A 10,376-nucleotide genomic window follows, 5' to 3' on the forward strand; every position below is an offset into this window, starting at 1 on the left:
CCGGCCGAACCGGTCAGCCGGGCGCCCGGACGTTCCACCCCGCGACGACGGGCCGCCCGTGCTCGGTGCCGAGCCGGCCCAGCGCGCCCGTCGCGAGCTGGAACAGCGCACCGTGCTGCGGCGGAAGCCCGAGCCGGCGCGCGGTGAGGACCCGCAGGAAGTGGCCGTGGGCGACCAGCAGCACCACTCCCTCGGTGTTGGCGAGGGCGGCGTCCACCTTGCCTAGCATCCGGTCCGCCCGCTCCCCGACCTGCTCCGGGGTCTCCCCGGGACGCTCCGGCGGGCCCGGCGCGACCCCGTCCGTGAACAGGAACCAGCCGGGTCGCTCCCGCTGGATCTCCACGGTGGTCACGCCCTCGTAGCCGCCGTAGTCCCATTCGCACAGATCGGCGTCGACCCGGGCGTCGTGGACGCCGATGAGCCCGGCGGTCTCCCGGGCCCGCTGCAGGGGGCTGACGAACGCGGCGCCGATGCGGTGCGAGCGGATCAGCGGCATCAGCCGGCGCGCCTCCTCCCGGCCGTGCTCGGTCAGCGGTACGTCGGTCCGGCCGGTGTGCCGTCCGGAGCGGGACCACTCGGTCTCACCGTGCCGGACAAGAAACAGGTCACCCACGTCGACGCCCCTTCCCGCTGACCTTCCGCGCATGCCCCAGAACGGTGTCACACCGCTCCGGCCGCCCGCAGGGCGGGTTGGGCCGGACGGGCGCTCGCCGGACCGGCGCCACGCCGGCGCGCCGGGCCACCGGCAGGGGCTACCTCTGCCGGTACCCGCCGAGGAATCGTCCGATCCGGCCGATCGCCGCCTCCAGGTCGTCCGCGTGCGGGAGGGTGAGGATGCGGAAGTGGTCGGGCGAGGGCCAGTTGAAGCCGGTGCCCTGGACCACCTGGATCTTCTCGCGCAGCAGGAGGTCGAGGACGAACTTCTCGTCGTCGTGGATCCGGTGCACCTTCGGGTCCAGGCGCGGGAAGGCGTACAGCGCGCCCTTGGGCTTCACACAGGACACCCCGGGGATCTCGTTGAGCTTCTCCCAGGCCACGTTTCGCTGCTCGTGCAACCGTCCGCCGGGGGAGGTGAGTTCACGGATGGACTGGCGGCCGCCGAGCGCGGCCTGGATGGCGTACTGCGCGGGGGCGTTGGCGCACAGCCGCATGGAGGCCAGCATGGTCAGGCCCTCCAGGTAGTCCTTCGCGTGCTGCTTGGGTCCGGTGACGACCAGCCAGCCGGAGCGGAAGCCGGCCACCCGGTACGTCTTCGACAGGCCGCAGAAGGTGAGGACCACCAGGTCGGGGGCGAGGGCGGCGGCGCAGTGGTGGACGGCGTCGTCGTACAGGATCTGGTCGTAGATCTCGTCGGCGAGGACCATCAGGCCGTGGCGGCGGGCCAGGTCGAGGATGCCCTCCACCACCTCCTTCGGGTAGACCGCGCCGGTGGGGTTGTTCGGGTTGATGATCACCACGGCCTTGGTGCGATCGGTGATCTTCGACTCGAGGTCGGCCAGGTCCGGGTTCCAGTCGGCCTGCTCGTCGCAGAGGTAGTGCACCGCCTTGCCCCCCGCCAGCGTCGTCACCGCCGTCCAGAGCGGGAAGTCCGGGGCGGGGATGAGGATTTCGTCGCCGTCCTCGATCAGCGCCTGTACGGCCATGGAGACCAGTTCGGAGACGCCGTTGCCGAGGAACACGTCGTCGACGTCCACGGCGAGGCCCAGGGTCTGGTAGCGCTGGGCCACCGCGCGGCGGGCGGACAGGACGCCGCGCGAGTCCGTGTAGCCGTGTGCGCGGGGCAGCATCCGGATCATGTCCTGGAGGATCTCCTCGGGCGCCTCGAAGCCGAACAGCGCCGGGTTGCCCGTGTTCAGGCGCAGCACGCTGTGGCCCGCCTCCTCCAGCGCGTCCGCGTGCTCGATCACCGGGCCGCGGATCTCGTAACAGACCTCGCTGAGCTTGTTCGACTGCCGGAACTCCATGCGCCCCTCCGGAAACTCGTGTTGCTTGGTTTTACCAAGTGTGAGCTTGGAAAGTCCAACAACACGTCTAGACTGCGCCGCATGTCACCTCGCCGAAGCTACGACCAGTACTGCTCCGCAGCCCGTGCCCTCGACCTCGTGGGCGACCGCTGGACCCTGCTGATCGTCCGGGAACTGCTGGCCGGCCCGCGTCGCTACACGGACCTGCACGCGGACCTCCCCGGTGTGAGCACGGACGTACTCGCCTCCCGGCTGAAGGACATGGAGCGCGACGGACTCACCACCCGGCGGCGGCTGCCCCCGCCCGGGGCCGCCTATGTCTACGAACTCAGCGAACGTGGGAGTGAGTTGCTGCCCGTGCTGCAGGCGCTGGGGAAGTGGGGCGAGGGCGAACTGGGGGAGCGGCGGCCGACGGACGCCGTACGCGCACACTGGTTCGCGCTGCCCCTGCTGCGGGCCCTTCAGGGTGAGGGTGTCGTCGAAGTCCGCCTGGAGGAGGGTGAGTTCCACCTCAACGTGGGTGCCGGTGACGGACCGGCGTACGGGGACGGGCCCGCGCCCGGCGCGGTGGACGCGCGGCTCGTGCTGGACTCCGCGACCTGTACGGCCGTCTGCCGCGGGGAGCTGTCGCCGGCCGACGCCGTCCGGGCCGGGCGGATCACCGTGACCGGCGACGGCACGCTCGCCAAGGCGCTGCGGGAGGGCTGACGGGCGGGGGCGGCCCACCCGGTCGGCACGGAGGGCCCGCCCCGGAGACACGGGCGGCCCCGGAAAAGCGCTGAAGGCCCGCCGGACCGGCGGGCCTTCAGCTGAGGGTTAGACGGACGGCGGCACCCGGGACGGCCGTCCCGAGCCGCGCGTGAGCGCGTAGCCGCCGATGCCCGCGAGGGCGGCCAGGATGCCGCCGATCGCGGTCCACACCCAGCGGTCGGACCACCAGCCGGAGGACCAGCCGTCGTCCGGCTCGATGCTCGAGAGCACCGCCGACTTCGAACCGTCGTCCTCCGCCCCGGACTTGACGGCGATGCCGGGGACCAGCGGCTTCGCCAGCGAGCCATCCACGGCCGCCGCGCCGCCGACGTCCTTGGAGTCGACGCGGATCTCGGTGCTCACCGGCTGCCCGAGATCGGACGAGGCCAGGTCCACCACGGTCAGCCGGACGTAGTACGTGCCCGGCAGCGGGTCGTTGGCCCACGGCTCCGACCAGGCCCGCACGGTGCGCAGCACACAGGCCAGCTCGACCGAGGACGTCCCCTGGCCGGCGGTGCGGGACGCCGCGCCGTACTGGCAGGACTGGCGGCGGCGCAGGCCGTCGTACACGTCGATCTGCCAGGTCTGCGTGCCGTGCGTCTCGGGCAGCTTCACCGTCGCCTCGACGGTCGGCCGCTGCTCGGCGTCCGCCGGGAACGACCAGTACAGGTAGTCGCCGGTGGAGCCGGACGCGGTGGCCCGCTGCCCCTGTTCGATCTCCGTCGCCGTACGGAAGGAGGTGCCCGCCCGGGTGGGCACCTTGCCGTCGTCCGAGGCGCTCGGCGACGGCGTGGAGTCGGCGGCCGCCGGGCCGGCGGCCAGCCCGAGCGCCAGGAGTGCGGCGCCCAGCACACGTGTGATACGCATCAGTTCGTCCTCCAGACCGCGACCCGCCAGCGCGACAGCCAGCCCCACAGCAGACCGGCGACGAACCCGGCCAGCACCAGGGCGCCGAGCAGCCACCAGCCGCGGCCGAGGCCGAAGGCGGCCACGTCGGCCGCGTGCGACGGCCCGTCCACCACGTCCACGGTCAGCTCCAGCGGCAGACCCGGGGACGTCTTGACGCCCGCGGCGGCCGAGAAGGAGTTGGTGACCTGGAGGCACACGGTCTCCGCGGTCGCCTCGTCGTCGTCGCTCTCCGGCCTCGGGTACCGCAGGCCCGTGGAGATCGCGTCGGTGCGGCCGTTGCCCGCAGCCTCACCGCGCACGATCTCCCGGCCGTGCAGCGTCACCGCCCGCAGCAGGACGCCGTAGTCGGGGTCGACGGCCCGGTCGTCGGCCACGCTGACCGAGGCGCGCAGCTCCTGGCCGGGGTTCACGTCGACCTTGTACCAGCGCTGCTGCCCGAACTCCTCACGGTCGGTGTAGAGACCGGACTTCAGAGCCGGCGCCTTGGCGCACTCGGAGGCACCCTCGGTGGCCACCGGCGTCACCACCGGATCGGCCGCACGGTCGACCAACTGCCCGACCCGGTCGCTCAGTTCCTCCTTGTGCTGGACGGAGGTGTAGGTGCCGCCGGTCGCGTCCGCGATGCAGCTGAGCTGGTCGCGGGTCTTGGCGTCCGGGACCAGGCCGAGGGTGTCGATGGTCAGCCCGATGCCCTTGGCGGCTATCTCGCGGGCCACCTCGCACGGGTCCAGCGGCTGGCAGGTGTCCTCGCCGTCGCTGATCAGGACGATACGGCGGGTGCCGTCACCGCCGTTCAGGTCGTCGGCGGCCTTCAGCAGCGCGGGGCCGATCGGCGTCCAGCCGGTCGGGGCCAGCGTGGCCACCGCCGTCTTCGCGTCGGTCCGGTCCAGCGGTCCGACCGGGTAGAGCTGCGCGGTGTCCTTGCAGCCCGTCCTGCGGTCGTCGCCGTGGTAGTTGGCGCCGAGCGTGCGTATGCCGAGCTCGACCTCCTCCGGCGTCGCGTCGAGCACCTCGTTGAAGGCCTGCTTCGCCGCGGCCATCCGGGTGCCGCCGTCGATGTCCCGCGCCCGCATGGAACCGCTGACGTCCAGCACCAGTTCGACCTTCGGGGCGGCCTGTTCCGTCTCGTCGGCGGCGGCCCCGGCGGGGAACGCGAGCCCGGCCGTCAGGGCGGCGAGGAGAGCGCAGACTCCCGCCGCCAGCCGTTGTCTTCTGATCATCGGCGGATCTTATTGATCTCAGGTGCCGGGCTCCAAAACGAGCGGGTTCGGCAGCGCGGTCCACTGGTCACCGGGGGTGTCCGGGGACAGCCGCATCAGCGTCAGCGCCTTGGCGGGCAGCGGGTCTTCGCGCAGCGCGGCCAGGTCGGGGGTGTCCGGCAGGGCGGGCACCGCCGCCGCCAGCGCCGCCCCTAGCGTCGGGCCCGAGCCCGCCGTACCGGCGAGCGCGCCGGCCACCAGGGAGCCGAACAGCTTGCGGCGCAGGGCCGTTTCGTCGTCCGTGACCAGACGCCCGGTCAGCGGGGGCGGGGCGATGCCGTGCCGGGCCAGCCTGGCGGGGCTGATCCGGATGTCGGCGAGGTCCCGGTAGACCAGCCGCACCGGGGTGTTGTCCGCGGACAGGATCACCAGGAGGTTCTGGCCGTGGGCCTCCAGGGCCACACCGAGGTCCAGCAGCCGCAGCCCCACCGTGAGCGCCAGCCGGGCGAAGTCCGCCAGCCACGCCGGGGACTCCGGCAGACCGGTCCCGGGCAGCGCCGCCACCGGCAGCACCCGCTCGCCGGGGCCCGCGCATCCGGCGGGCGACTCCCGCAGCAGCGCGGCCAGATCGGGAGAGTGAGCGGTGACCGCGCCGAGCGTGCGGGTGATGTGCAGCACGCCGCCGGTACGGCCGGCCAGGTCCGTCGCGAACGCCGAAAGGGCCGCCGCCACCTCGACCGAGTACCCGGAGATGTCACGCACCGACGAGGTCAGCCGGGCACTCAGCGCGGTCTTGACATGCGGGCCACCACCGGGCAGGGCCAGCGTCCGCAGCGACAGCAGCGGATGCGCGGCCCGCCAGGGGTCGTACGGCCGCTTGAGCACATGGTCCGCCTGCCAGGGGTGCACCGGCAGCAACAGCCGCTTTCCGGCCCGCAGTTCCTCGGGCCACTCGCCCGACAGCAGGCACTGGTCCGCCGGCACCGGGACCGTCCCCAGCCCCACCACCGGGCGGTGCTCCGGTGCGTAGGCGAGCTGGTCGGCCACCGAGAAACCCGGCCGGGAACGGCAGTTGGGGTGGAAGGGATGCCCGTCGGTCACCCGCTGCTCCCACTCCCAGTCCCGTTCCGGCCAGTGGGGCGAGAGGTCCGCGCCGGCCCGCGAGAGGGCCAGCGAGGCCGCGCTGTGGGCGAGCTCGGCCGCGAACCCGGCGGCGTGCGGCACCGCGAGGTCGGTCATCAGCCGCGCGGGGTCGTCGTAGCGCTCCCGGCCGAGGCGCACGGACGTGACGTACCCACCGGTCGCGTACGGATCCGCGGGCGGCCCCTGCAGGATCCGGCCGTCGGCGAGCCGCAGCACCAGGCCCCGGGCCCCGCCGGTGCGGCGGGAGACCCACGGCAGCGGCTCGTACGCCAGGGCCCGCCACAGCCGGGTCAGCACCGCCGCGCGGGCGCCGGGCAGCGCGGCCCGGTACCGGGGAAGCAGGCCGGGCCGGACGACGGCCAGTTCCTCGGCGAGTCCAGCCTCGGCGGTGGCTGAGTCGTACACGTTCGGCTCCTCGGGAAAGGGCAGCTCGGGGCACGATTGTCCGGTACGGCAGAGATACTGATCGCGACCGGCCCCCGGACCCGCACCGGCGGGCCGGCGGGACCGGCCCCCGACGACGGACGAATGGATCGCGTGGACCTCAAGCCTCCCAGTGACGCCGTAGGACGGCGCGCCGACGCGCACGCGTCCGCGCCCCTGCTGAACTGCCTGCTGCGGGAGGTCGCCGAGCCACTGCCGGCCGCCGGGGACCACCGGGTCCACCGGCTGCCCGGCACCGGCCGGCTGCTGCGCGTGCGGGCCGGCCGCCGGCCCGCCGATCCGGAGCTGCGCACGGCCGGGGCCTGGCACCGCCTCGGCCACACCGAACTGGTCAAACTGGTCGCCGAGGAGCTGCGCCGGTACACCGGGCAGCCGGGCGACGACCTGCCCGCCGAGATGATCGACAGCCGGGAGGCCGTCGCCGCCCTGCTCACCGCCCGCGCCCGGGCGGCGGCGCCGGCGGACCCGTATCTGCGCTCCGAGCAGTCCCTGATCACCGGCCACCCCTGCCACCCCGCCCCGAAGGCCCGCGGCGGCGGCCCGGCCGCGGCCTGGCTCCCGTACGCCCCCGAGGCGCACGCCCGCTTCCCGCTCGCCCTGCTCGGGGTGCGCGCGGACCAGGTGGCCGAGGAGGGCGACACCAGCGACCTGGACGCCCTCGGAACCGCCCCGCCCGGCTACCGGCTGCTGCCGGCCCACCCCTGGCAGCTCGACCTCGTCGCCCGCGACCTGGAACCCGCCCTCGCCGACGGCAGGCTGATCAGGCTCGGCACCACCGCCTTCGACACCTGGCCCACGGCGGCGATCCGCACGGTGTACGAGCCCCGGCGCGACCTGTTCCTGAAGTTCAGCCTGGACGTGCGCATCACCAACGACATCCGCCGGCTGTGGCGCCACGACCTGCTGGAACTGCGCCGCACCGACACCGCCGTGGAACGCGCGTTCGCCGCGATGGATCCGCCCGCCGCCTGGCTGCCCGACCGCGGCTACCGCACCGCCGCCTTCGCCTTCGAGGAACTGGCCGTGCTGGTACGGGGCGGCCTGCGGGGCCACCTCCTGCCCGCCGCCACCCCGCTGCTCGCCGCGGCCCTGGCCGAGGGCTTCGAGGGCAGCCCGCTGGCCGCCACCACAGACCCGGAGGCCTGGTGGGAGGCGTATCTGCGGCAGGTCGTGCCGCCCGCCCTGACGGCCTTCGCCGACCACGGCGTCGTCCTGGAGGCGCATCTGCAGAACACGCTGGTCGCCGTGGACCCGGCGGGCCTGCCCGTACAGGCGCTGTTCCGGGACGCTGAGGGTGTCAAGCTGCTCCCGGACGTCCCCCGGGCCGCCGGCTGGGAGCGGCTGGTGTACTGCCTGGTCGTCAACCACCTCAGCGAGATCGCCGCGGCCCTCGCCGAGCACCACCCCGGACTGGACCCCTGGCCGGCCGCCCGCCGCGAACTCGCCCGCCACGACCTGCCCGAGATCCGCGCGCTGCTCTCCTCGCCCACCCTCCCGGGCAAGACCAACCTGCTGCTGCGCTGGACCGGCGCGGACGGCGCCGCCGCCCGATACCTGCCCCTGCCGAACCCGCTGGCCGGCCGCTGACCTGATCCACCCTGACCGGTGTGCCGCGCGACGCCGCGAGGGAGCCCCGGACGGCGCAAGGTGGCCGCGGTCCCGGAACATCGGAGCCCGCTTCCCTGATCACCGCGCTGACCGAGCACCTACAGCCGCGGCGACGCGTCACCACCGCCGAGCCGACACTTCCGGCGCAGACCGACTCCCCGCGTGCGGGGTCGCCCGCCGAATGGTGCCCCGCCACAGGCGGCCGGGGTACCGGTAGAAGCGGTCCGGAAGAAACACGGCGTCCGCGACGATCATGGCGCCGGAGAAGAGCGGCAGGCCCAGCAGGAGCGCGATACCCAGGTGCATACCCAACAGCATGGTCAGGACCGGGTACTTGAGCCTGCCGAACAGGACGAACGGGAAGCCCACCTGCAGCAGCACCGTCAGATAGCCGGCGAGGGTGAGCATCAGGCCGTGTTCGTCGACCATGAGGGAGAGCGCGGGCCAGGGCCGGAACAGGTCTAGATTCAGCACGTAATGAAGGGCGGCGCCGTTGCCCCAGGAGGCACCCTGCACCTTGTACAGGCCCGCTGACCCGTACAGGAAGCAGACCTGGGCGGCGATGACGAGCATGCCGCAGTTGTGCAGCACAGCGATCACTGTCTGACGTGCGTCGCGGACGTGGCGTCGGAGTTCACCCGAGGCCTGGTGCGGGGCAAGCCGGGCAGCCTGGGGGGTGGATGCTCGGAGCCTGCTCCTGCGCGCGTCGAGGGACCAGCGTCGACCGCACGCGGTGAACACGAGGTAGAGGGCCATGAGGAGGATGAGGCTGTCCCCTCCGTCCGTCATGTAGATCGCCCTGGCGTGGAACGACGCCACCACGACCGCGAACAGTACGGACACCGCTCTGGTCCGCCAGCCCAGCATGAACAGTGCGGAGATGACGAGGGCTGTCGCGTAGCAGGCCTCGAAGTAGGCCCGGCTGTCGGACAGGGTGAGGATGCTGGCCCACCCGGTCTGGTCGAAGAGTTGCCTGGCCTGTGCCGGTGTCCAAGGAGAGTCGGGACCCCAGATCTCGTCGCGGTGGGGAAACTCGCGCAGCAGGAAGGCGAAGTAGAGGAACCCGTACCCGATGCGCAGAACCGCAGCGGCGTACAGGGAGACCGGCTGCTCCAGCAGGAGGGTCAGAAGTGTGGCGACACGGGACGGCACCTGCCGCGGCGCGGGCGGGACCGCTCCCTCGGTACCGTGGCCGGGGTGCGGGGGTGTGACCGCTGCGACCGATGTCTGCTCAGCCTGCTGCATGGCGGGCCACCTTCCACCAGGGCAGGTAACGGGTGTCGGCGGGCCTCGGTGCGGCCACGCCGGGACGGCGGCCGCCCGCTGCGGCCGGCGCGGCGATGGGCAGGGTGATCACCCGCAGTTGGATGGACTCGAATGTGCCATGGCGATGGGCGGCGATGCGGTCCGCCGCGATGTTGCGCAGGTACTCCTGGATCATCAGCGCCCGCTGCGAGCGCGAACGGTCATCACCGCCGTGCGTTTCGAGGTACGAGGTCCAGGCCCGGCGCAGCATGTTCTGTGCTGTGTGGCTCGGGAAGGGGTCGTGTCTCACCGCGGAGGTGTCGACGGCGGTCAGGTCGAACCATCCGCTGACCTGAACGGTGCCGTCCGGCGCGGTGCGCGCGGTCCTCGCCGAAATCTGCCGGTTGACCGACTCCGGCTCCGGCGCGAAGAGTCGCCAGTTCTGTTCGAACAACGGGAAGATCCAGGCGTTGACCTGCCGGCTGTATTGCCGGGAGAGGGGATTCGGCGGTGCCACCTGCAGAAATACCAGGGCTACGTGTACCAGGGCCGTCGCCAGACAAAGGATCATGGTGACTCGTACCACGGTCGTCAGCGCCACGGGTGGTTCCGAAGACGCCTGGACCACAGGCGGTCTCCCGCCCTCCCTCTGTGCGGTTGACGTTGGCCCGGCGCCGGCCTGGTCCGATTCGTCGGCGTCCGCTGATGCGGCGCCGTCCCGCACAGCTCCATCCGGGCTTTCCGCCCCGACTTCTCTCACTTGGTTCTCCTGAGCTTTCGCCGACGGCGTGCGGCGGAATCGATGACGATCCGCGCCGCACGCCGCCCGTCCTGACTCGTGCGCGCGTGGGCGGCTGTCTCCGCGCAGTCACCCTGCCGGAGGGGGCCCTACTCGCTAAGCAGGATCACAGTCGTAGTCGTCGTCCTTGCCGGGCTGGTCGGCGTACCCGTTGTGCTCATCGGGCTTGCAGCCGTGACCATTCCCGCCGGTGGTGCCGGCGGTGGTGGTGCCGGTGGTGCCGGCGGTGGTGGTGCCGGTGGTGCCGGCGGTGGTGGTGCCGGTGGTTCCGGCGGTGGTGGTGCCGGTGGTGCCGGCGGTGGTGGTGCCGGTGGT

Annotated in this window: 9 protein-coding genes and 1 pseudogene; 2 read left to right on the forward strand and 8 right to left on the reverse strand. The window is 72.9% G+C overall.

Annotated features, from left to right (window positions below):
• Nucleotides 1-13: 13 nt before the first annotated feature.
• Nucleotides 14-613: a histidine phosphatase family protein gene (locus ACZ6B1_RS25670; RefSeq protein WP_468782071.1), complete on the reverse strand. Its 600-nt coding sequence runs from the start codon at nt 611-613 to the stop codon at nt 14-16.
• Nucleotides 614-752: 139 nt separating this feature from the next.
• Nucleotides 753-1,964 (reverse strand): pyridoxal phosphate-dependent aminotransferase, encoded by a 1,212-nt coding sequence (locus ACZ6B1_RS25675; protein ID WP_468782073.1) that lies wholly within the window; start codon nt 1,962-1,964, stop codon nt 753-755.
• 81 nt (nt 1,965-2,045) lie between these two features.
• Here ACZ6B1_RS25675 and ACZ6B1_RS25680 point away from each other — a divergent pair, with 81 nt between their 5' ends.
• Nucleotides 2,046-2,672 carry a winged helix-turn-helix transcriptional regulator gene (locus ACZ6B1_RS25680; protein WP_468782075.1) on the forward strand — a complete coding sequence of 209 codons (627 nt, stop codon included), beginning with the start codon at nt 2,046-2,048 and terminating at the stop codon, nt 2,670-2,672.
• A gap of 108 nt (nt 2,673-2,780) precedes the next feature.
• Here ACZ6B1_RS25680 and ACZ6B1_RS25685 read toward each other — a convergent pair whose 3' ends face one another.
• The 3 genes from ACZ6B1_RS25685 to ACZ6B1_RS25695 are packed head-to-tail and all read right to left on the reverse strand — an operon-like array spanning nt 2,781 to nt 6,370.
• Complete coding sequence (locus ACZ6B1_RS25685; RefSeq protein WP_468782077.1) at nt 2,781-3,581, reverse strand: hypothetical protein; 801 nt, start codon at nt 3,579-3,581, stop codon at nt 2,781-2,783.
• Complete coding sequence (locus ACZ6B1_RS25690) at nt 3,581-4,843, reverse strand: VWA domain-containing protein (protein WP_468782079.1); 1,263 nt, start codon at nt 4,841-4,843, stop codon at nt 3,581-3,583. The genes ACZ6B1_RS25685 and ACZ6B1_RS25690 overlap by 1 nt, the downstream gene beginning before the upstream one ends.
• 18 nt (nt 4,844-4,861) lie before the next feature.
• Nucleotides 4,862-6,370 carry an IucA/IucC family protein gene (locus ACZ6B1_RS25695; protein ID WP_468782081.1) on the reverse strand — a complete coding sequence of 503 codons (1,509 nt, stop codon included), beginning with the start codon at nt 6,368-6,370 and terminating at the stop codon, nt 4,862-4,864.
• A 123-nt stretch (nt 6,371-6,493) separates the two neighbouring features.
• Here ACZ6B1_RS25695 and ACZ6B1_RS25700 point away from each other — a divergent pair, with 123 nt between their 5' ends.
• Entirely contained in the window at nt 6,494-7,996 is a 1,503-nt protein-coding gene (locus ACZ6B1_RS25700; protein ID WP_468782083.1) for an IucA/IucC family protein, read from the forward strand.
• A 138-nt stretch (nt 7,997-8,134) separates the two neighbouring features.
• Here ACZ6B1_RS25700 and ACZ6B1_RS25705 read toward each other — a convergent pair whose 3' ends face one another.
• From ACZ6B1_RS25705 to ACZ6B1_RS25715, 3 genes and pseudogenes are all read right to left on the reverse strand, one after another.
• The gene (locus ACZ6B1_RS25705; protein ID WP_468782085.1) at nt 8,135-9,262 is read right to left on the reverse strand and encodes an HTTM domain-containing protein; all 1,128 of its coding nucleotides are present in this window, start codon (nt 9,260-9,262) and stop codon (nt 8,135-8,137) included.
• Nucleotides 9,249-9,863: a DUF5819 family protein gene (locus tag ACZ6B1_RS25710; protein ID WP_468782087.1), complete on the reverse strand. Its 615-nt coding sequence runs from the start codon at nt 9,861-9,863 to the stop codon at nt 9,249-9,251. The genes ACZ6B1_RS25705 and ACZ6B1_RS25710 overlap by 14 nt, the downstream gene beginning before the upstream one ends.
• 294 nt (nt 9,864-10,157) lie before the next feature.
• Nucleotides 10,158-10,376: pseudogene (locus ACZ6B1_RS25715) on the reverse strand (hypothetical protein); the annotation flags it as partial.

The organism is Streptomyces sp. NPDC041129 (assembly GCF_055592265.1).

What these genes read in the sequence shown, in the direction of transcription:
- ACZ6B1_RS25675 (WP_468782073.1), bottom strand. Translation starts at nt 1,964, where the DNA reads ATGGAGTTCCGGCAGTCGAACAAGCTCAGCGAGGTCTGTTACGAGATC.
- ACZ6B1_RS25680 (WP_468782075.1), top strand. Translation starts at nt 2,046, where the DNA reads ATGTCACCTCGCCGAAGCTACGACCAGTACTGCTCCGCAGCCCGTGCC.
- ACZ6B1_RS25685 (WP_468782077.1), bottom strand. Translation starts at nt 3,581, where the DNA reads ATGCGTATCACACGTGTGCTGGGCGCCGCACTCCTGGCGCTCGGGCTG.
- ACZ6B1_RS25690 (WP_468782079.1), bottom strand. Translation starts at nt 4,843, where the DNA reads ATGATCAGAAGACAACGGCTGGCGGCGGGAGTCTGCGCTCTCCTCGCC.
- ACZ6B1_RS25700 (WP_468782083.1), top strand. Translation starts at nt 6,494, where the DNA reads ATGGATCGCGTGGACCTCAAGCCTCCCAGTGACGCCGTAGGACGGCGC.
- ACZ6B1_RS25705 (WP_468782085.1), bottom strand. Translation starts at nt 9,262, where the DNA reads ATGCAGCAGGCTGAGCAGACATCGGTCGCAGCGGTCACACCCCCGCAC.